Source organism: Salmonella sp. SAL04162, assembly GCF_046551535.1.
GTDB classification, from domain to species: Bacteria; Pseudomonadota; Gammaproteobacteria; order Enterobacterales; family Enterobacteriaceae; genus Salmonella; species Salmonella enterica.
The window spans coordinates 201,889-224,069 of record NZ_JBGDVX010000003.1; the positions used below are offsets into that span (position 1 = coordinate 201,889).

General features: G+C 55.2%; 14 protein-coding genes and 2 pseudogenes. 5 read left to right on the top strand and 11 right to left on the bottom strand.

The genetic code is table 11. The annotated features are described in order from the left end of the window. Positions 1 to 117: 117 nt before the first annotated feature. The 8 genes and pseudogenes from dctA to bcsR form a co-directional block, all read right to left on the bottom strand. Positions 118 to 1,404: a C4-dicarboxylate transporter DctC gene (gene dctA, locus ACLJRH_RS07855; protein ID WP_000858228.1), complete on the bottom strand. Its 1,287-nt coding sequence runs from the start codon at positions 1,402 to 1,404 to the stop codon at positions 118 to 120. 157 nt (positions 1,405 to 1,561) lie between these two features. Further along, positions 1,562 to 3,568, bottom strand: a complete 2,007-nt coding sequence (gene hmsP / locus ACLJRH_RS07860; protein ID WP_001266362.1) for a biofilm formation regulator HmsP — start codon at positions 3,566 to 3,568, stop codon at positions 1,562 to 1,564. Positions 3,569 to 3,741: 173 nt separating this feature from the next. Continuing rightward, on the bottom strand, positions 3,742 to 7,284 hold the full coding sequence (bcsC, locus tag ACLJRH_RS07865) for a cellulose synthase complex outer membrane protein BcsC (RefSeq protein ID WP_023223304.1): 3,543 nt from the start codon (positions 7,282 to 7,284) through the stop codon (positions 3,742 to 3,744). After that, positions 7,266 to 8,375, bottom strand: coding sequence for a cellulose synthase complex periplasmic endoglucanase BcsZ (gene bcsZ / locus ACLJRH_RS07870; protein WP_023892049.1), 1,110 nt, complete (start codon positions 8,373 to 8,375; stop codon positions 7,266 to 7,268). The genes bcsC and bcsZ overlap by 19 nt, the downstream gene beginning before the upstream one ends. Positions 8,376 to 8,378: 3 nt before the next feature. Next, positions 8,379 to 10,679 carry a cellulose biosynthesis cyclic di-GMP-binding regulatory protein BcsB gene (gene bcsB / locus ACLJRH_RS07875; protein WP_000823821.1) on the bottom strand — a complete coding sequence of 767 codons (2,301 nt, stop codon included), beginning with the start codon at positions 10,677 to 10,679 and terminating at the stop codon, positions 8,379 to 8,381. A gap of 10 nt (positions 10,680 to 10,689) precedes the next feature. After that, positions 10,690 to 13,314, bottom strand: a pseudogene (bcsA, locus tag ACLJRH_RS07880) (UDP-forming cellulose synthase catalytic subunit). Next, on the bottom strand, positions 13,311 to 14,063 hold the full coding sequence (gene bcsQ / locus ACLJRH_RS07885) for a cellulose biosynthesis protein BcsQ (protein WP_000996123.1): 753 nt from the start codon (positions 14,061 to 14,063) through the stop codon (positions 13,311 to 13,313). Before bcsQ ends, bcsA begins: the two are co-directional and overlap by 4 nt. Further along, the gene (gene bcsR / locus ACLJRH_RS07890; RefSeq protein WP_000282616.1) at positions 14,064 to 14,267 is read right to left on the bottom strand and encodes a cellulose biosynthesis protein BcsR; all 204 of its coding nucleotides are present in this window, start codon (positions 14,265 to 14,267) and stop codon (positions 14,064 to 14,066) included. Between the two features lie 244 nt (positions 14,268 to 14,511). Between bcsR and bcsE the strand changes: the two genes are divergently transcribed. From bcsE to bcsG, 3 genes are read left to right on the top strand one after another with little or no spacing between them, the layout of a single operon-like run. Beyond that, positions 14,512 to 16,083: a cellulose biosynthesis c-di-GMP-binding protein BcsE gene (gene bcsE / locus ACLJRH_RS07895; RefSeq protein WP_001205759.1), complete on the top strand. Its 1,572-nt coding sequence runs from the start codon at positions 14,512 to 14,514 to the stop codon at positions 16,081 to 16,083. Beyond that, on the top strand, positions 16,080 to 16,271 hold the full coding sequence (gene bcsF / locus ACLJRH_RS07900) for a cellulose biosynthesis protein BcsF (RefSeq protein ID WP_000988321.1): 192 nt from the start codon (positions 16,080 to 16,082) through the stop codon (positions 16,269 to 16,271). Before bcsE ends, bcsF begins: the two co-directional genes overlap by 4 nt. After that, positions 16,268 to 17,947 (top strand): cellulose biosynthesis protein BcsG, encoded by a 1,680-nt coding sequence (gene bcsG / locus ACLJRH_RS07905; protein ID WP_000192016.1) that lies wholly within the window; start codon positions 16,268 to 16,270, stop codon positions 17,945 to 17,947. Before bcsF ends, bcsG begins: the two co-directional genes overlap by 4 nt. Positions 17,948 to 18,028: 81 nt before the next feature. Here the strand turns inward: bcsG and ACLJRH_RS07910 are convergent, their stop codons facing one another. After that, positions 18,029 to 18,136 (bottom strand): type I toxin-antitoxin system toxin Ldr family protein, encoded by a 108-nt coding sequence (locus ACLJRH_RS07910; protein WP_001537650.1) that lies wholly within the window; start codon positions 18,134 to 18,136, stop codon positions 18,029 to 18,031. Positions 18,137 to 18,508: 372 nt separating this feature from the next. On the opposite strand from ACLJRH_RS07910, the pseudogene ACLJRH_RS07915 reads away from it, so the two are divergent. Next, a pseudogene (locus ACLJRH_RS07915) lies at positions 18,509 to 18,661 on the top strand (PLP-dependent transferase); the annotation flags it as partial. A 117-nt stretch (positions 18,662 to 18,778) separates the two neighbouring features. Further along, positions 18,779 to 20,077: an aromatic amino acid transport family protein gene (locus ACLJRH_RS07920; RefSeq protein WP_001150175.1), complete on the top strand. Its 1,299-nt coding sequence runs from the start codon at positions 18,779 to 18,781 to the stop codon at positions 20,075 to 20,077. Positions 20,078 to 20,177: 100 nt separating this feature from the next. Here the strand turns inward: ACLJRH_RS07920 and dppF are convergent, their stop codons facing one another. Further along, the gene (dppF, locus tag ACLJRH_RS07925; RefSeq protein ID WP_000103561.1) at positions 20,178 to 21,191 is read right to left on the bottom strand and encodes a dipeptide ABC transporter ATP-binding subunit DppF; all 1,014 of its coding nucleotides are present in this window, start codon (positions 21,189 to 21,191) and stop codon (positions 20,178 to 20,180) included. Next, positions 21,188 to 22,171: a dipeptide ABC transporter ATP-binding protein gene (gene dppD, locus ACLJRH_RS07930; RefSeq protein ID WP_001196509.1), complete on the bottom strand. Its 984-nt coding sequence runs from the start codon at positions 22,169 to 22,171 to the stop codon at positions 21,188 to 21,190. Before dppD ends, dppF begins: the two co-directional genes overlap by 4 nt. Positions 22,172 to 22,181 lie beyond the last annotated feature (10 nt).

Sequence of the window (22,181 nt, forward strand, 5' to 3'; positions counted from 1 at the left end):
ATGTCACGGAAGAAGTGAAATAATCCCTAAGCATCATGCTGTATGCTTTGGGCGCAGGGGTCAATTATGCGCAAACACCCGCAGTCCTGGAAGGGACTACGGGCATAAGTGGCGAGATTAGGAGGAAATTTCGTGCGTTTTGCCATCCGGCGCACGATTATTAAGCACATCGTCCAGCTTTTGGTGATCTAACTCTTTCACCCATTTGGCAACCACCACCGTCGCCACGCCGTTACCCACCAGGTTAGTCAGCGCGCGCGCTTCGGACATAAAGCGGTCGATACCGAGGATTAACGCCAGTCCCGCAACCGGTAAATGGCCTACGGCGGAGATAGTGGCCGCCAGCACGATAAAGCCGCTTCCGGTCACGCCCGCAGCGCCTTTTGACGAGAGCAGCAGCACGACCAGCAGCGTTATCTGGTGGAAGATATCCATATGGCTGTTGGTCGCCTGGGCGATAAACACCGCCGCCATCGTCAGGTAGATAGAGGTGCCATCGAGGTTGAACGAATACCCCGTCGGGATCACCAGCCCTACCACCGACTTACGGCACCCCAGTTTTTCCATCTTATCGAGCATACGCGGCAACGCTGACTCGGAAGAGGAGGTGCCGAGCACAATGAGTAATTCTTCCCGGATATAGCGAATAAATTTAAAAATGCTAAAGCCCGTTACCCGTGCAATCGTCCCCAGCACTACCACCACGAAGAGAATACAGGTGATATAGAAGCAGATAATGAGCTGCCCCAGTTGCACCAGGGAACCGACGCCGTATTTACCGATGGTGAAGGCCATCGCGCCGAATGCACCAATCGGCGCCAGGCGCATGATCATATTGATGATGCCGAAAATGACCTGCGAAAAACTCTCAATCACATTGAAAATGAGCTGGCCTTTGCTGCCCAAACGGTGCAGCGCAAAACCAAACAACACCGCAAACAGTAAGACCTGCAGAATGTTGCCGCTGGCAAACGCGCCGATCACACTGCCCGGTATAACATCCATCAGGAAGGCAATAATGCCCTGCTCCTTAGCTTGTGCGGCATAAACGGCCACCGCCTGCGCATCCAGCGTTGCCGGATCGACGTTCATCCCGGCGCCAGGCTGCACGACGTTGACGATGATAAGACCGATAATCAGCGCAATCGTACTGACAATTTCAAAGTAAAGCAGCGCGACCGCGCCGGTACGGCCCACCGCTTTCATGCTTTCCATGCCTGCGATGCCCGTCACGACAGTACAGAAAATGACAGGAGCGATGATCATCTTAATGAGCTTAACGAACGCGTCGCCAAGCGGTTTCATTTGTGCGCCCAGTTCAGGATAGTAATGGCCAAGGAGAATACCAATGGCGATTGCTGTCAGGACCTGAAAATAAAGACTTTTGAACAGAGAGGTTTTCATAGGGTGTCCTTGAAGTAAAAACCACAGGTCTTGTAAGGTTATGAGTAACCTGCGGCCTTAAAATAACACCCACACAACATGACAGAAATGCGCCAGGATCATAATTGAAACAAAAATGTTAAAAAGTTTGAGCTGGCTCGCACAAGCGCGACCTTTTTTAACTTTTGTAATCAGGATTTTCGTGCGACAGATACCGTTCTTCAAAGATATCCGCGGGAACGGGCCGAGCAAACAGGAAGCCTTGCGCGACGTTGACTCCCGCCTGTTCCAGCCACGCGCGTTGCGCCTCGTTCTCCACGCCCTCGGCAATCAATTGTAAATTAAGACTGCGGGCCATCAGGATAATCGCCGTCACCATACTGTGATCATCCGGTAACCCATCGACAAACATTTTATCAATTTTAAGGATATCGACCGGTAGCGACTTCATATGCTGTAACTGGCGCAGCCCCGCGTAACCCATGCCAAAATCATCCAGTGCGATACGCACGCCAGCATTACGTAACGGACGTAAGATAGCGACGGCAGCGTGCGGATCGTCGATACGGCGGCTTTCAGTGACCTCAAGAATCAGCGTACCTGGTTGAATACGATAGCGGTTTAACAATTCCAGCAGCTCCGACACCATGCCAGGGTGCATGAGCTGTAACGCGGAAAGATTGACGGAGAGCGGCAATGTCACGCCTCGCTCCTGCCAGGCGGCAAGCTGGCGACAGGACTCTTCCAGCACCCAATGGCCCACCGTGACCATCAGGCCGCAGGATTCAATGCGCTCAATCAGTCCCTCCGGTAATTCCCAGCTACCGTCCGGCTGCTGCATACGTAACAAGGCTTCGGCGCTTAATACGTTGCCGCTGCGCATCTCGACCTGCGGCTGCAGCCAAATGGCAAACTGATGGTTATCCAGCGCGGTAAGGATATCGCTCTCTTCGGTAAGGCGCTGTTGAGCGGCCTCCATCTGCGCCGGGTCAAAGAACTGGATCTGATTTTTACCTTTTCGGCGCGCGGTAAACGCGGCGGAGACGGCGCGACCATAGAGCTCTTCGGCGGTCAGATCGCCATAATACATCGCAATGCCAATACTGCAGCTTGGGCGCAGTTGAATACCCTGAATGGGTAGTCGTTCATTAATGATAGTGAGTATTTGCTGACCTAATGTGATGGCGTGCCACGGCTCTTTGACGCCGTGGGCGATAATGGCAAAGTCATAGCCGCTGACCTGCGTAAGCACCATGCGCGGCGCCAGCACCGACTTCAGCTTCTCAACCAACGTCAGTAATAGAATCTCCCGCTGCGTTTCTTGCAGCACGCCTGCCGTGTCACGCAACGTTTCGCACGTCACGATAATAAGCGCGGTGGTCTGTTGGCGGGTGATAACCTGTTCCAGCAGCGCCATTAAAAAGGCTTTATTGGGCAGCTCGGAAACCGGAAAACGCATCGCGTTGTCCGTTTGCTCCTCGCGTTGACGCTGCATAAGCTGCTGGTTGAGGTTATAGCTGCGCACCAGCATCCCAATTTCATCATCCTGATGCAGACGCGGCAACGCCAGCTGATGTCCGATCAGCTCCTGCTGCGGAATGTCGTTCAGCTCGCGGGCGATTTTGCGCAGCGGATGCACAATCAGGCGGTTTACGCACCAGGCGATGGCCACCGTCAGGATCAGCGATAAAAGTAAGTAAATGGTCACTAACGTAGAGAGCGCGCTCATGACGAATTTGTACATACGGTACGAATCCGCCTGCAATACAAGGTAGGCCAGCGGTTGCGGATTGGCGGGACGCTCCAGCGAATAAACCGGCAAAGAAATTTGTACCGGCAGTTCGAAGAGACGCGTCACCATAACCGGGACGGGGCGTTCAGGAATGAAGCGCTTACGCAACGCCTGGAACTGATTCGGCAATACCACATCGGCGCGACTCACCACGCCCGCAGGTTTAATACTTTCCAGAATGGTTTCCGCGCCGGGGAGATCCGCTTTTAAAATCGCGGAAGAAAGAGGTTCCCGAACAGATCGCGCGATGCTTTCCAGTTGCGTAGCCGTGTTGTAGCGGTTCTGCTGTACCAGATGGAACAACAAAACGGTGCAAAAGACAAAAACAAACACCATGACAACGGCCGCAACCATTGCCATCTGTTTAATTGTTAACGAGCGGCTGACGCGCAAATTGACTCTCCCTGGATATCCCGGACTGCCGCCTGAGTATACCCGATTGCTGCGGCATTAAGAGAGGCTGTATCTGAAAAGGACTTTTCTGAATAACGGTTAATGATAGCGTCTGATGGCGCTGCGCTTCTCAGGCCTACGATGCCTGTCAATTCGTAGGCCTGACGCAATGATTACCAGTCAGCGTAAGGCACCAGAGGCTGTGGCGGTAAATCCATATCCCCCTGCCAGCCCGCCGCGGAATAACGGACATACAGCAGCAGATGACTGGGGGTATAGTCTTTCGCCTGCTGAATATCGACAGCCGTACCCACAAACCAGTTGGCAGTGACCCGGCGTTCAATGAGCGCCCGTGCGGTATAGCCAAATCCCTGGCTGCTACCGCCGCCGTTGGTCTGGTCACGCGCATCCTCCTGATAATCCGCCGGGATCAAATTCATCAGCGGATAACGCGGCATGGTACGGTTGCGGGAGTGCGACCAGGATACCGAGCCGCCTAGCTCCCACGACCAGTTTTCCGTACGCTGCCGCCACATCACCGGCACCGCAAACGACAGGTATTCCTGCGGGCTATAATAACCGCCCTGACCCAGTGAATAACCGCTCAAATCCTTGTCGTAATGCCAGATCATGTTATTCAGCCCGACGGTAACGCGGCGGTTATTCTCGTTAATCACCTTATAGTAATAACCGGTCATCCAGCGCACGCGCCAGTTATCTTCCACATTTTTACCGCTCAACTGGTCGCCGCTGAGCGACGCCCAGACACCGTTTGCTTCGCCTTTATCATAGCTGAGACTGACGCCGCCGCCGTTGGCCCGCACGCCGCCCCATTTGGTGCCGGTATTGCTGCTGGCGTCCTTTTGCCCGCCAAACGCCAGCAGCGAGCTGGAGATCGGGCGACGATGCGCGTTCAGGGTATAACCCAACGGCCCGATATCGTCGCTATAGCTGACGCCGCCGACCACATCAACGACATTAAAGCCCATCGGCGTCGTGCCGATATCCCAGCGCCAGGTCTCATTCTGCCAGCCGACCGCCACGCTCGCGCCCGTATCGGCCTGGCTACGATGTCCGCTGCATTTCTCCAGCGTACAGGTACCCCAGTTATTATCGTATTTTCCATCCGCATCCGTAGAGAAGCGGCCAACATCCATATTCACCATATCAGTACGAAAGAACGCCCGCCCGTCCGACCAGGGCGCATCCACCTGAAGCATCGTGGTATGCGCCTTCAGATCGGAGTAGCCGCCAGTCCCGCTCGACCCCCAATAATCGTGCGCCAACGTGACATTGAGATCCTGCTGACGGTACAACTCCGCCGCATCGCTACGCACGCCGCGTTTTAGCCAGTCATCTTTTTCATCATTGCGCGTCAGGCGGGTAAAGGTATCGTTATCCTGGGGACGAACCGGCGTAATCGCCGCGGCGACCATTGCGTCTTTGTAGGTCTCCAGCGCCCGCTGCGGCTCGCCCGTTTGCGCCTGAAAAGCGGCGGCGTCACGCAATACCATCGCGCTTTCCATTGATGGCGGCTGTGCTTTTGCCTGCGGCGTAATGCGGTTGAAGGTCCGCGCCGCCGCCGTGATATCGCCAAGCTGGAGCTGCGCCTGCGCGACGCGGCGCTGCATGTTAAGAGAGGTGATTTGCGACGCAGGCAGCGCCGCCAGTTGAGCGCGCGCCGCAGCGTTATCGCCCTGTGCGATGTCGATTTCCACCCGCCCCAGCATGGCATCGACATTACCCGGCTCCCGCGCCAGAACGGCGTCATAAGCGGCGCGGGCCGCCTCATTATCGCCACGCTGCTGCGCCCAGTCCGCCAACGTTAACTCAATGCGCGTAGAGGGAGGCTGCTGACGTAACAACGCTTCCGCTTCGCGTTCTTTGCCGCTATCGCGCAAGCGGTTAGCGCTTTCCAGCACCTGGTTACTTTGCAATCGGCCCGCCAGTTCCTGAATATTGCTGTTCCACTGGCTGGTCGGCAGGGTATTGAGATGCGCCAGCGCCGCCCGGTCCCGATCGCTGCCGGAAAGATAAAGCCCATAAGCATAGACCTGTTCCGGATCGTTTGGCTTCTGCTGCGCCAGAGCGCGCATTTGCGCATCGGCCTGGGCGTGCTGCCCGGCCTGCCACAGATCGCGTGACAGTCGGTACGTCACCCACACGCTCCCCGGATCTAATGCCAGCCGACGACGGTGCAGTTCTGCGGCCTGCGCCCATTTGCCCTCGCTTTCCAGCGTTTCCGCCTGCTGCGCCAGACGGTCATTTTCCAGACTGCGTTCGATATCGTCGATACTGCGCCGCTGGCTGGCGGAAAGAGAAGCGATAAACGCGGCGGCTTTTTGCGGCGACTGCTGGCGATAAAGATTCGCCAGCCCGCGTACAGCATTGGTATTACCGCTATCCATACGCAGCGTCTGCTGATAATAACGTTCGGCGGCGGCATTATCTTTGCGCGCCATCGCCACATCCCCCAGCCCCAGCACCGCGTAGCTGTCGGTGTTATCCACTGCTCGCGCCTGCTGATAGAAACGCTCCGCCTGGGCCAGATTATTCGCTTTTAAGGCCGCGTCGCCCTGCTGAATTAACAGCCAGTAGCGATTGACCTTCAGCAGACTCTCCCACTTATCGCGGCTGCTGCTGTGCGGCGCCATCGCCAGCGCTTTTTCAAACTGCGCGACGGCGCGGGCGCGATCGCCACGCTGTGAGTATGCCTGCCCAAGCGCGCCGACCGCCTCGCTGTCGTCCTGCCGGGCGCTCACCGCCTGCTGCAATTGCGCAATAGCGTTGCCGCCTTCTCCGGCATTAACCGCCGCGATGCCCTGCGAGCGCGCGCGAAACGCCGGATCGGCTAACTGTTTTTGCTGCTCGCTAAGCTGGGCGCGGGCGGCAGACACGCTATCGCCTTCGCTAAACTGCGTCAGATAGTCTTGCAACGCTTTTACGCTGGCGTCGCTCACCGGGAGATCTTTTATCTGCTGGTACCAGATGGCGGAGGCCGCGCTGCGTCCCGTACTGGATTTCGCCATCTGTTTTAGCACCGCAAATCCCTCATCGCGCCGCCCGCTGGCGAACAACAGTTGCGCCAGCGCATTTTGCAGAGCGTTATTACCCGGACTGACGGCATTGATTTTCTGTAGCTGGTTAATCGCTTCGTGACGGCGGGCGGGCAATTTCGCCACGGTCGTCCAGTATTCGACCGCCAGTTCGCCCTCCGGCGGATAACCTTTAAACAGCTTGTCGTAGCTGGCGATCGCTTGTTCAGTATGGCCGGTCGTCGCCAGTAAACGCGCCTCCTGCAAAGACTGACGTCCTTGCGGCGTGGAGAGCAGCATCGCGGTGCGGGAAGATTGATACGCCGTCGACTCCGGCGCCAGTTGCGCCAGCCGGTCAAGTAGCTTCTGCGCCCCATCGCTATCCCCCTGGCGCAACAGATAGCGGAAACGGGCGGCGATAACCTGTGGATCATTGGGGTCGATCAGCTCCAGGCGATAGAGCGACTGACGGACTAAGTCCTCACGGTGCGTGGCCTCGCCCAGCCGAACCTGCTCCAGCAACTGTTGCTGCGCGGAGGTCGCTGCGCCGGCAAGCGGTGTTAGCGCCATACCAAGCGATAAACCCAACAATGCCCGAGAAACGCCCCTTTTGCCAGGTAAGGCATTTCGACCGCCAGCCGGCAAAAAAGCGTGCATGAGACTTAACGTGAACTTACGCATTCCTGGCCCCAGTCAGGTAATAATTCACCTTTGACGGTGAAGCGAAAACGGTGCTGATCCCAGCCTTGTCCAAAGAGAGTCAGCACATAGTTGTAATAGGCATCGCTGCCAGGAAAATGGTCTGCGACCCGCTGTCGCTGCACGGCCTGGGCGTCGCGATTTTGCAGGAAAGGCAGTAAGGCGGCGGAAAACCCGACCGGCCCCGTCCCTTGCGCGTTCCCGCTGACGACATCCACTTTCTCCGGTGGAACGCCGTTTTTCATCGTTAACGTCGCCATCGGTTTAAATCGCGCCAGTAAACGCGCTTTTTGCGGATCGCCATCATGCATCATTCCCGCCCATAAATAGACGCGAATCGCATCGTAGCTACTGATCAGCGTCTTTTCCGCTTTCAACTGCCAGCCTTGCTTGCTTTCATAACGCACCCAGTCCGGCGAGAAACCTTTCGGCGCGGTTTCCAGCAAAAGCCGCAAATTGGTTTCCCGTAGCGTCGACCACGGCGCGCCAAAACGGCTAAAGTATTGCGCCAACTGCGGCGGCAGATAGCTTGGGTTAAAACGCCAGCTATTCGCCTCGGCAAAGCCGATTTTGCCAGGTAGCAGCATTGAGCCCAGCCCCGGCACATTCACGACCTCTTCGCGGGCGATGCGTTTTAGCAACGCCGTGCCCACCTCGGTATAACGCGTCTCTTTCCACAGACGACCGGCCTCCAGCAGCGACCATGCCATCCAGATATCGCCGTCGGACGCGGAGTTGCTGTCCAGCACCGACCAGGTGTCGGGATCTTTTTGCCCCCACAGCCAGGCGGGCAGATGTTCACGCAGCGATCCCTGCGCCAGATTGTTTTGCGTCCAGTTAAACAGTTGCGCGAACGCCGGTCGATCGTTCGCTGCCAGGGCAAAGAACATGGCGTAGCTTTGCCCTTCGGAGGTGGTAATTTTTCGCGCATCGCCCGGATCGATAACGCGTCCCTGCTGGCTAATGTAATCTTTCTTGAACTGTTCCCACGCAGGCCAGTTACAGGCTGCCTGCGCATTTATTGCCGTCAGCATGACGAGCATCGTTATCCATCCGCGCAGCATAGTCATCATGCGTTACTCATGGTCAGGGTCGAGACGACGGCGACTGAGAATACGTAGCAGACGCCACAATACCCACGCCAGTAATACCACACTGAGGGCCGCCAGTACCGCCAGCAGCACCGGGTGATTCGCCAGCGCATACCACAGCCGCTCAAACCACGGCAGATGTCCGACGTAATAGATATCGCCAACGCGCAGACTGTGAACGCCGGACTCGCGGATCACCGCCACGGAACCAAACATCGCGGCGCGTTTACCGCTGTCATTCACGGCGTCGTTCAGTAGCTGGTAGCCGCGTGGGCTGTCAGCCAGCAGAGCAATCACGCTGCGCTGATCATTAAACGGCGACTGGAAGCCCACCACCGCCGCCATCGGGCCGCTGGCGGTGACGGTGGACTGCGCATCCGCCGCACGATCGGCCTCATCCGGCATAATCGACGGGAAAGCGGTCTGCCGCATCGGGGTTTTTACCCAGCTTTGTGTCGCCTGCACCAACAGATCGATACGCTTATCATCTTTTAGCTTGCCCGGAATAGCGCCAATAATCAGCAGATCGGCGTCTTTGTCGGCTATCTGAGCGCTATCATCGGTGATGGTCAGATTAATTGCCGGGAAACCGGTCTGCCCGCCAATGGCGCCGACCGTATTCAGCAGCGTTTCCATTTGCGCTTCGGTTGGGGTCTTCGGCATCACCGCCAGCGTGTCAGACAGGTCGGCCATCCGGCTGAACGGGAAACCCGCATTGGCGAACGCGCGTAAATCCGGCATCGCGATAAAGTGGTAATATTTCGAAAAATCGATAGTGGAGTCATCCCCTATCACCACATGATTCGGTACCGGCTGGAAGGTAATACAGTTGTCCACCGACCCGCCCGGCATCGGGTTCATGTAGCGGAAGTCAAAACGTAGTTGGTTCATCGCCCCCAGTTTGAGCGCCGGAATAGACACATCCGTTTTACCATCCAGCAGTCCCTGAAGTACCGGCAAGCGCAACAGGAGTCGATTAGTTTCCTGCGTGCTATTAAGGCTAAAGGCTTGCAGGAACTGGTTATTCAGACTGATATCCAGCCGTGAACTGTCTTTGGTCGGCGGCGAGGTATAACGGTAGTTGAGATCCATATCAATACCGTTGCTACGCAGCAAATAGAGGTCCGGCGGCAGATTCAAAGAAACGTTGATGGGCGCCGGCTCCAGCCCACTCGACTGGAGCTGCTCTTCATAGGTTTTCAGCTCGCCAAAAGTGACCGGGCGATCGGTACGCACCCAGTTCGGCGCATCATACGGTTTGCGCGCCAGCAGCGGTTTTACATCGTTGACCACCACTCTGGAACCACGGAAGAGAATATTCCCTTGCGCGATACCTTTTGCCGCCTGCAACAGGTCTTTATCATCTCGACCAAACACAACCAGCAACTTCACATACGGATTATCCGGATGGCTCATCATCTCGATAACCGGCGCGTTAACCGCAGGATGATCGCGTAGGAAATCGGGGCGTCGATCGTTGGTGGCGAACACGATCGCATTGCGATCCGGCAGGTGATTATACAACACCGGGAAGCGCTGACCGCGCCAGCCCGCCCGCGAGCCAAACCAGGACGCGACAATAGAAGCCGCCTGCTGCTGCGTCAGATCCGGCATGTCAGCAAACACTATCGGCAACGTCACCGGACGGTTATCCCGCGGATCGAAAAACGGCACCGGAAAGTGGGACAGATCGTTATTCACCGCCAGCATGTTATAGGTCAGATCCAGGGCGCTATTTCGCCCGATGTCTAACCACAGAGTACTGCTGGCCGGGTTTTCACACACGTCGCGATAGTGGCCGACAAACTCCAGCCGCACCCGGTTAAAGTCGGTGATAAATAGCGGATTGATAGGTACCTGCGCCAGCGTCTTTTTCCCCAACTGCTCTTTTGTCACCGGCAGTACGCCCATCAGTTCGTCATTGAGATAAACCTTGAGCTGCGACTGAACCGGCAGGAGCGACGGCGAGGGCGTATATTCCAGATTCAGCACCGCTTTCGACGCCACTTCATCGCTGCGCATACCAAATTCAATGCCGCCGTTAGGGTTAACGCCACGCAGCGCCATACTACCCGGCGGCGGCGCGATTTGCGCAAAGGTCAGCTTGACCTCGCGCGAAGGCGCGGTCTGCGCCACGACGGGCGCCTCAGTTGCGGGCGACTGCGCAGGCTCGGTGGGTTCAGCATTTATCAATGGCGGCGTAGCAGGCGCCGCCGCCGTCATGAAAGCAGGAAACGCGCTTAATCCTATTACCGCCGCACACATCCAGGACAATTTTCTTTTCATCGCATTATCATCATTGTTGAGCCTGAGCCATAACCCGATCCGACGGCTGTATCGCCGCTTGCCGCTCCGGGCGACGCGGAATAAACGATACAATCCAGGCAATTAACGCCGTCAACGATCGGAAAATTACTTTTACTGAAGGCGGCGCGAATTCCGCGAGGTGGCGATATCCGCGGAAGCCCAGCTTCAGAATATCCAGCAAGCTTTCCAGCGGTTTATCTTCCGGGAAGCTATCTTGCCAAAGCGCCCACGTATCGGCGCGCGCGAAGGTACACTGCACAAAATCAATATGTTGTTTGGTGGTGAGCGGCATCAGTTGTAGTCCGACCTCATTGCCCGTTACGCGCACCACCTGCGTTGGAAAGACATATTCCTGCTGCCCGCGTTTAAGCAACAGATTCACTTTCTGCCCTTCCAGCACCTGCGCCTGACCGTTGATCTTGATGCCTAACCCGCCGTCGGAGAAGTCATGTACGGTACAGGAGAACAAATGTCCATCTTCGCGGGCGATGGCCCCCGGCATGGCAATCTCGACCCGATGCGCGCGCCTGACCTGTTTACTCTCTACCGAAACCGCAACCGCGCCGCCGAGAATGACCAGGTTGTAGAAGACCCACACCAGGCTAACGATGACGGTCAGCGTTTCATTTTCCGGCCCGTAATAGTATCGCCATACGCCCGCCGCCACGCCGAGCAGGTTAAGCAAGACAAGGAAGATATACGGACGCGAGATTACCCAGTCGACGTACTTCTCTTCCACCAGCCCGCCTTTCGCCGTGACGTTAAATTTCCCTTTGTGCGGATTGATCAACGCGACCAGAGTCGGCGGTGCGATATACCATGCCAGTACCGTTTCATAGATTTCACTCCAGAAAGAGTGACGATACTTGCCCTGAATCTTCGAGTTAGTCAGGCTGGCGTGGACCATGTGCGGTATCACAAATAGCGCAATCATCAACGCAGGCGCATAAATGATATAGGCGTGCAGCAGCAGAAAAGCCAGCGGCGCGGTCAGAAAGATCAGACGCGGAATGCCGGACAAGAAATGGAACATCGCGTTGAGGTAGCACAGCCGCTGTGCCAGTTTTAAGCCTTTACCAAACAGAGGGTTATCGAGGCGGAAAATTTGCACCATGCCCCGCGCCCAACGAATACGCTGCCCGATATGCGCCGACAGGCTTTCCGTCGCCAGCCCCGCCGCCTGCGGAATGCGCATATACGCTGAGGTATAACCTCGCCGGTGCAGCCGGAGCGAAGTATGCGCATCTTCCGTCACCGTCTCAACGGCGATACCGCCAATCTCATCCAGCGGCTTACGGCGAATCACCGCGCACGATCCGCAAAAGAAAGTGGCGTCCCACATATCGTTACCGTCCTGCACCAGTCCATAAAACAGCGTGCCTTCGTTAGGCGTTTTACGAAAACGTCCCAGGTTGCGCTCAAACGGGTCCGGGGAGAAGAAATGATGCGGCGTCTGCATCATCGCCAGCTGTTTTTCTTTCAGGAACCAGCCCATTGTCATTTGCAGAAACGAGCGTGTCGGCACATGGTCGCAATCGAAGATCGCCACAAACTCGCCTTTCGCGTGTTTTAGCGCATTGTTGATGTTGCCGGCTTTGGCGTGTTCATGCGTGGCGCGGGCAATGTAATGCACGCCGACATGCCGGGCAAACTGACGAAATGATTCGCGTCCGCCGTCATCAAGGATCCAGATATTCAGCTTGTCCTTCGGCCAGTCAATGCCAAGCGAAGCGTAAATGGTATTTTTGACCACGTTAAGGTCTTCGTTATAGGTCGGTACAAAAATATCCACCGTCGGCCACTGCGACATCTCTTTCGGCAACGGCACCGGTTGACGATTTAACGGCCACACCACCTGGAAGTACCCCAGCACCAGCACAATCCAGGCGTAGGTTTCCGCAAACAGTAGGATCAGCCCGCACACCAGACTGACCGGGTCGTCCCAATTTAGCGTCGAGGTATAGCGCCACCAGATATAACGACAGGAGACCGTTAGCGACAGCACGATGAGCATCAGCGCGGAAAAGCGTCCCGGCATACGTCGTACCAACAGCGCAACGCCCCACAGCAATAGCAGAAAGATAAATTGCGATAGCGGGTTAAATGGCTGCGTAATACAGATCAGCGCCAGTATCAGTGAAAAGGTCACGATAACGCCCAGAATAAAACGCCGGGCGCCGTTGCTAAGATGTCCCAGCTCTTTTTCCTTTTCCAGATGCGTTGTCTTTTGGCGCACCCGTTCCGGTAAGGTATCCATCCATTGATGGTAACGTCCACGAACGTCCTTCAGGCGCGCAAATGACCGCCAGCGCGGTTCATGACGTTCTTTAGTCGACGAGATCATCACCAGCTAGAGGGTCTGAATGAGGTAGCGGGCCGGGTCCAGCGGGCGCGGGCGGGCGGCGTTAATATGCGGGTAAAGCGCTTTATGCCCGTCGCGAATACGCTGCCAGCGCGGATGCTCAAGCGGAAACACTATCCACGCCAGAATCATCCACAGGCAGCCGAGCGCTGCGCTAAACGGCGACGCGCCGTGGCGGCGGTAACCCTGATAGCGCTCGCTCAAACGCGCGCTAACCGGCGGGATAAGCAGCCACCGGGAAAGGGCGCTCATCGCAGGCTCCCGGCGGACGTTTTGTCGCCCGCATCATGCAGCAGGCACCAGTTCGCCAGCGTTAACACCTCTTCGGCGGCTAACGAATCGCTGCGATATTCGCCTAACGGCTGTTTCGACGCCATGCACTCCGCCATCGCCTCATCGCGATGGATCACAATGGGCAGCAACCGGCGCTGGCTTTGCAGCCAGACCTGGTACAGATCGTCCTGTAACTGACTGCCAATGCGTAAGTCATTGATCAGAATATGCGCTCCGGCAGGCAACGCCTGCTGATGAAGGCGAATATGGCAGTTAGCGTCAACCCGGGCTACCGCCAGCGTATGGTCGCAGAGGCTCACCAGTTGCCGTGTCAGCGGTGACGCGCCGTAGGGCAAGTCCAGTAAAATCCAGCTATAACGTCCGCTCGCTTTCAGCGCCTGGATAGCCGATCCGATCTCTCCCAGAGTCTCCTGCCAGGCCTGCGGATTTTCCCGCTCTTGCGCGGTGAGCTGTCCAAACGGCAGTAGATCAAGCTGTGAGGTATAACGTAATCCGGCATCGCGCCAGTCCTGGCCGTCCAGCAACGATCGCGCCCAGCCACCCTGATGGACAAAGTCGACGTTAAACGACATGCGCAGCAGGTTATCGGGGCTGGCGTCAATCACCAGGACATTTTCCCCTAAGATTTGTAACGCCCAGGCGAGTGCTGCGGTGAGAGATGTGGTTCCCACCCCGCCGCGCACGCCCTGCAGTCCCAGAATCGCCATTCATGGCTTCCTTAATGAATGTGGTTGCGCAAATTCAGCCAGGAGTGGCCATCTTTTAATCGCCGCCGCCAACTGTTCGCGTTGGGAAATATCGGTATAATCTATTTCGGGTAGTGAAAACGCCTGGCTTAATGCCAGAAAATCATTTTGAAAAGTGTAGCCCAACGTTGGATCGGACTGAGCGCCAGGTTCATTGTTATACATTCTGGTTGCTCCTTTTTAAATATTTCTCACTGGCAGCATTACGCCCCGTCGTCAATACGGGAGAACGCGCATTTTTCATCTTTCCGTGACTTCATTTATAATGTGTAAAAATGCAAAGCGCAGAGTTACAGGGCATCCTGCCGGACAAATTGATTCACATGCTAAATCTGATGCGTTTTAATTTCAATGTTAGGTTTATTTCTGTGCTTTCGCTAGTAAACTGATAAACAGTTAAAATAGTGACATGAGGGACACTGTGGACCCCGTATTTTCTCTCGGCATCTCATCATTATGGGATGAACTGCGCCATATGCCAACCGGCGGCGTCTGGTGGGTTAACGCCGATCGCCAGCAAGATGCCATCAGCCTGGTGAATCAAACGATTGCGTCACAAACGGAGAATGCAAATGTCGCCGTCATCGGCATGGAAGGCGATCCTGGCAAAGTAATCAAATTAGATGAATCTCACGGTCCGGAGAAAATCCGCTTATTTGCCATGCCGGATTCAGAAAAAGGGCTATACTCTTTGCCCCACGATTTGCTTTGTTCTGTTAACCCGACGCATTACTTTTTCATTCTTATTTGTGCAAATAACACGTGGCGGAATATAACGTCAAAAAGCCTGCATAAATGGCTGGAAAAAATGAATAAATGGACTCGTTTTCATCACTGTTCATTGTTGGTTATTAACCCTTGTAATAATAGCGATAAACAGTCCTCGTTGTTGATGGGCGAGTATCGCTCACTTTTCGGCCTCGCCAGTTTACGTTTTCAGGGCGACCAACATTTGTTCGATATTGCCTTCTGGTGTAACGAAAAAGGCGTCAGCGCCCGACAGCAGTTATTGCTGTGTCAGCAGGACGAACGCTGGACGCTATCCCATCAGGAGGAGACGGCAATTCAGCCGCGTAGCGACGAAAAACGCATTCTTAGCCACGTCGCCGTCCTTGAAGGCGCGCCGCCGCTCTCGGAACACTGGACGCTTTTCGACAATAACGAAGCGCTATTCAACGACGCACGCACGGCGCAGGCCGCGACAATTATTTTTTCGCTTACACAGAACAACCAAATCGAGCCGCTTGCTCGTCGCATTCATACTTTGCGACGCCAGCGGGGAAGCGCGCTGAAAATTGTCGTGCGCGAAAATATCGCCAGTTTGCGCGCCACCGATGAGCGCCTGCTGCTGGGCTGCGGCGCGAATATGATCATTCCCTGGAACGCCCCGCTTTCACGCTGTCTGACGCTTATTGAAAGCGTGCAGGGGCAGCAGTTCAGCCGTTACGTACCGGAAGACATCACCACGCTACTGTCGATGACGCAGCCGTTGAAACTGCGCGGTTTTCAGCCGTGGGATACCTTCTGCGATGCCATCCATACGATGATGAGCAACACCCTGCTCCCCGCCGACGGGAAAGGCGTTCTGGTCGCGCTGCGCCCGGTGCCGGGCATTCGGGTTGAGCAGGCGTTGACATTATGTCGACCAAACCGAACCGGCGATATTATGACCATCGGCGGCAACCGTCTGGTGCTGTTTTTATCATTCTGCCGGGTCAACGATCTGGATACCGCGTTAAACCATATTTTCCCTTTGCCGACGGGCGATATTTTCTCTAATCGTATGGTCTGGTTCGAAGATAAACAAATCAGCGCCGAGCTGGTGCAGATGCGCTTATTGTCGCCGGAACTGTGGGGAACGCCGCTACCGCTGGCAAAACGCGCCGACCCGGTAATAAATGCCGAACACGATGGCCGCATCTGGCGTCGTATTCCTGAACCCCTGCGATTGCTCGACGACACCGCGGAGCGTGCATCATGATGACCATCAGCGATATCGTGCAAATTATTCTTTTTTGCGCGCTGATTTTCTTTCCGCTGGGGTATCTGGCGCGTCATTCACTACGCCGTATCAGTGATACGACCCGGCTGCTATTTGCCAAACCTCGTTATGTAAAACCAGCCGGAACTCTGCGCCGCGCTACGAAAGTCAAGGCAGACAAAAAATGACTCAGCATACTCAAACTCCTTCAATGCCTTCTCCGCTCTGGCAATACTGGCGCGGTCTTTCCGGCTGGAACTTCTATTTTCTGGTCAAGTTTGGCCTGCTGTGGGCAGGCTATCTGAATTTTCATCCTTTACTGAATCTGGTATTCATGGCGTTTCTGCTCATGCCAATACCAAAGTATCGCCTTCACCGGTTGCGCCACTGGATTGCCATTCCCGTCGGCTTCGCGCTGTTCTGGCACGATACCTGGCTGCCCGGCCCGCAAAGCATTATGAGCCAGGGGACGCAGGTGGCGGAATTCAGCTCCGGTTATCTGCTCGATCTGATCGCCCGTTTTATTAACTGGCAAATGATCGGCGCCATCTTCGTACTGCTGGTTGCCTGGCTATTTTTATCACAGTGGATTCGGGTCACGGTGTTTGTGGTCGCCATCATGGTATGGCTGAATGTCCTGACATTAACCGGCCCGGTTTTTACGCTGTGGCCGGCAGGCCAGCCAACCGATACGGTGACGACGACTGGCGGTAATGCAGCCGCTAACGTCGCGACAGCGGGCGATAAGCCGGTCATCGGCGATATACCTGCGCAAACCGCGCCGCCGACGACCGCGAATTTGAACGCCTGGTTGAACACCTTCTATGCCGCGGAAGAAAAGCGGAAAACGACGTTCCCGGCGCAGCTTCCGCCTGATGCGCAGCCGTTCGACCTATTGGTCATCAACATTTGTTCGCTCTCCTGGTCGGATGTCGAAGCGGCAGGCCTGATGTCACATCCGCTATGGTCGCACTTTGACATTTTGTTTAAACACTTTAATTCCGGCACGTCTTACAGCGGCCCGGCGGCCATTCGTCTGCTGCGCGCCAGCTGTGGTCAACCATCGCATACCCGACTTTATCAACCAGCCGATAACGAATGTTATCTGTTTGATAATCTTGCGAAGCTGGGCTTTACTCAGCATCTGATGATGGATCATAACGGTGAATTTGGCGGCTTCCTGAAAGAAGTTCGCGAAAACGGCGGTATGCAGAGCGAACTGATGAACCAATCCGGCCTGCCAACCGCCCTGCTGTCATTCGACGGCTCGCCGGTATATGACGATCTGGCGGTCCTGAACCGCTGGTTGACAGGGGAAGAACGTGAAGCCAATTCCCGCTCCGCGACTTTCTTTAACCTGCTGCCGCTGCACGATGGCAACCACTTCCCCGGCGTCAGCAAAACGGCGGATTATAAAATCCGCGCGCAGAAACTGTTCGATGAACTGGACGCCTTCTTTACCGAACTGGAGAAATCCGGGCGTAAGGTGATGGTGGTGGTCGTACCGGAGCACGGCGGCGCGCTGAAGGGCGACAGAATGCAGATCTCAGGCCTGCGCGATATTCCCAGCCCCTCCATCACCAACGTCCCGGCGGGCGTGAAATTTTTTGGCATGAAAGCCCCGCATGAGGGCGCGCCGATTGATATTAACCAGCCGAGCAGCTACCTGGCGATTTCCGAACTGGTCGTACGCGCCGTGGACGGTAAGCTCTTTACCGAAGACAGTGTGAACTGGAACAAGCTGACCAGCAATCTGCCGCAAACCGCGCCGGTTTCAGAAAACGCTAATGCGGTGGTGATTCAGTACCAGGGTAAGCCCTACGTTCGTCTGAATGGCGGCGACTGGGTGCCTTACCCGCAGTAAACCGAAAAAGGCCGCAAGGTTTCCCCTGCGGCCTGGTTCGGGCGCATGTTGCCATTACGGCGGACAGACGCTCAAAACGCGTTACTTCCTGTCACGTAGCCAGTTGACGATCACACTGGCGATAATGCCAGCAATGATCGGCGCTGCCAGATCGTGCCAGAAGGCCACGCCCAACTGCGTAAGCGTCATATAGCCGCCTTGTTGCAATGGCAACCGTTCGCGGCTATCCTTGATATGTTGAGGTTCAAGTTAGCCCCCGTCAGGTTGCCAGGTTTATACCAGTCAACGTGCGGGGGTTTTCTCTATCCAGCAACCTATGCCGCCGGGGATCAAGCCCCCGCAACATTGCGCCTCACCGGGTAAACCCGGCTTGCTGCTGATATTACGGCAAAATCCCCGTCCCGGCACGGCGCTAACGTACAATCTGCGTGACGCTTCGCAGACGATTATTTTTATTTGCCAGAATACATTCAGCATTTCTGAGGCTGGCAGTCAGCCGCTCAATTCTGTAAATTATGCCTCCTCGCGGCCAGTCCCGGTGATACCGAAACCCTCGTTCAGCATCCTGCGTCTATGACATATTCGCCTGTTGCGCCAGAGGAATGGCTAAAAGCAGGTATTACCGACGAACTTATCCGTCTTTCAGCGGGACCTGAAGATCCCGACGATATTATTCATGACCTTGAACGCGCCAGCAGAAAAGCAGCATTCTGACGATTGCTCGGCGAACCGCTGTCACCGGTTTGCCGCATCGGGTATCAAGGCACTATAGCCTGGTTATAGGCAGCATTCTTTATGAGAGAGCTGCCTATATTTTGGGCAGGGGGCTCTATGCAGGACGACACATTACCATTAAATAACAGTAACGCTACGACCACACCGCTTTCAACGAGATTACCGTTTACAAAATATGATTTTGGCTGGGTGCTCTTGTGTATCGGTATGGCGATCGGCGCCGGTACCGTCTTAATGCCAGTGCAAATCGGTCTCAAGGGGATCTGGGTATTTATTACCGCTTTTATCATCGCCTATCCCGCTACCTATATTGTGCAGGATATTTATCTAAAAACGTTATCTGAAAGCGAAACCTGTGACGATTATACGGATATTATCAGTCACTATCTTGGCAAAAACTGGGGCGTTTTCCTCGGTGTAATCTATTTTCTTATGATTATCCACGGGGTGTTTATTTACTCCCTGTCGGTGGTGTTTGATAGCGCCTCCTATATCAAAACCTTCGGCCTTACTGAGGCCGATCTTTCGCAGTCTATTATCTATAAAGTCGCGATTTTCGCCGTACTGGTGGCGATTGCCTCCGGCGGGGAAAAGTTATTATTTAAAATTTCCGGCCCGATGGTGGTGGTAAAAGTCGGGATCATTCTGATATTCGGTTTCGCTATGATCCCACACTGGAATCTTGATAATATTTCCGCCTTTCCCGCCGCATCGGTTTTCTTTCGCGACGTACTGCTCACTATCCCATTTTGCTTCTTTTCTGCGGTCTTCATTCAGGTGCTAAACCCAATGAACATCGCCTATCGTAAGCGCGAGCCTGACCGTGTGCTGGCCACCCGGATGGCGATTCGCACGCATCGCATTAGCTATATTACGCTGATTGCCATTATTCTCTTTTTCTCGTTCTCGTTTACCTTTTCGATTAGCCATGAAGAGGCGGTATCAGCGTTCGAGCAGAATATTTCCGCCCTTGCACTGGCAGCTCAGGTAATCCCTGGCCATATCATCCACATTACCTCTACCATCCTCAATATTTTTGCCGTACTTACCGCGTTCTTTGGTATTTATTTAGGTTTTCACGAAGCGCTTAAAGGTATTGTGCTGAATGTATTGAGTCGTATTATGGATGTCAAAAACGTCAACCCACTGTTACTGACATCTGGAATCTGTGTCTTTATCGTGGTGACTCTGGTTATTTGGGTTTCGTTTCGCGTCTCAGTATTGGTCTTTTTCCAGTTAGGCAGTCCGCTTTATGGCATTGTCGCGTGTATTATTCCCTTTTTCCTGATTTATAAAGTAGCGCAACTGGAAAAATTACGCGGCCTGAAAACCTGGCTTATTCTGTTATATGGAATATTGTTGTGCCTGTCGCCGTTATTAAAATTGATTGAATAAGTCGTACCGGAGAGCCATGCCCGGTGGCGCTACGCTTACCAGGCCTACAGGTACGGTGTAGGCTTGATAAGGCGCAGCCGCCATCCGGCATAAAACGCAATTAACTCAGCGGCTTCTGCGGGTTTTCATCCTGATCGACGGCAAAGCAGGCCACCAACTGGCCGTCGTACTCTTTAAGCTGCGGCTGTAACTGCGTACAGGGTCCGAAGCGACGGCGGCAGCGGGCGTTGAAGGCGCAGCCCGGCGGCGGGTTCAGCGGACTTGGCAACTCGCCGGTCAGCTTAATCCGCTCACGGCGATCGTCCGGATTCAGCCGCGGCGTGGCGGAGAGCAACGCCTGGGTATAGGGATGACGTGGATTGTTAAAAATCTGCTCTTTGGTCCCTTTCTCCACGCAGCGACCTAAGTACATGACCATCACTTCATCGGCGATGTGTTCCACCACCGACAGGTCGTGCGAGATAAAGACATAAGACAGCCCCATATCCTGTTGCAAATCCATCATCAGGTTCAGCACCTGGGCGCGCACCGACACGTCGAGCGCGGAGACCGGTTCGTCGGCAATCACTACGTCCGGATCAAGCATCAGACCGCGGGCGATAGCGATACGCTGACGCTGGCCGCCGGAGAACATATGCGGATAGCGGTCGTAGTGCTCGGTTTTCAGCCCCACCTTCGCCATCATCGCCAGCGCTTTTTCACGACGCTGCGCTTTACTCAGGCTGGTATTGATCAGCAACGGCTCTTCCAGAATTTGCCCCACTTTCTTGCGTGGGTTCAGGGAACCGTAGGGGTTCTGAAACACAATCTGAATTTTCTGCCGCCGCAGTTTCTGCGCGTGCGGATCGTGTTTGAGCAGATCCTGCCCCTGGTAATAAAGCTCGCCGCCGGTTGGCGTTTCAATCATCGTCAGCAGGCGGCCCAGTGTGGATTTTCCACAACCGGACTCCCCCACTACGGCCAGCGTTTTACCGCGTTCGAGATTAAACGACACGCCGTCCAGCGCTTTTACCAGCCGTTCCGGAGAAAAGATCCCCTTCTTCACCGGATAGTGTTTTTTCAGGTCGATAGCCCGCAACAGCGGCTGTTGCAAGGTGGCCTCATGCGTACTCATAGTGTGGGCCTCCCGGCATCATCGAGTGGGTAATGACATTTTGACTGACGTCCATCGTCCAGTTGGTTGAGAGCAGGTTCTTCCGCACGACATCTGTCCGTGGCGTAGGGGCAGCGCGGGTTAAGCAGACAACCCGTCGGTCGGTCATATTTCCCCGGCACCACGCCCGGCAGCGACGCCAGACGCGCTTTATCTTGCGCAAACTCTGGTAACGCACGTAGCAATGCCTGGGTATACGGATGACGCGGCGCGCGGAAAATATCCTGCGCAGCGCCTGTTTCGACGACCTGCCCGGCGTACATGACGATAATTTTGTGCGCCGCTTCCGCCACCAGCGCCAGGTCATGGGTAATCAGCACCAGCGCCATGTTCTCTTTTTGCTGCAACTCCAGTAGCAGCTCAATGATTTGCGCCTGAATGGTCACATCCAGCGCCGTGGTCGGTTCATCGGCAATTAACAGCTTTGGTCGACAGGCTATTGCCATCGCAATCATCACGCGCTGACTCATGCCGCCAGAAAGCTGGTGCGGATAGACATCCAGACGAGAAGCCGGATCGGGAATGCCCACCTGGTTCAACAGGTCAATCGCTCGCTGACGACGGGTTTTCTTGTTCCCGCCCTGGTGTACCTTGATGGCTTCCATAATCTGAAAGCCAACGGTATAGCAAGGATTGAGGCTGGTCATCGGGTCCTGGAAAATCATCGCCACTTCAGCGCCCACCAGGTTGCGACGTTCCTTCTCGGAAATGCGCTTCAGATCCTGTCCGTTAAAGAGCAGGTTTTCCGCCATCACGCGGCCTGGGTAATCGATAAGCCCCATAATCGCCAGCGAGCTGACGGATTTGCCGGAACCAGACTCGCCGACAATACCGACCACCTCACCCTGCTTCACGCTGTAGCTAATGCGGTCGACGGCTTTGAACGGTGTCCCTTCGTCGCCGAAGTGCACCGATAATTGATCTACATTTAATAACGCCATCTCGAACCTC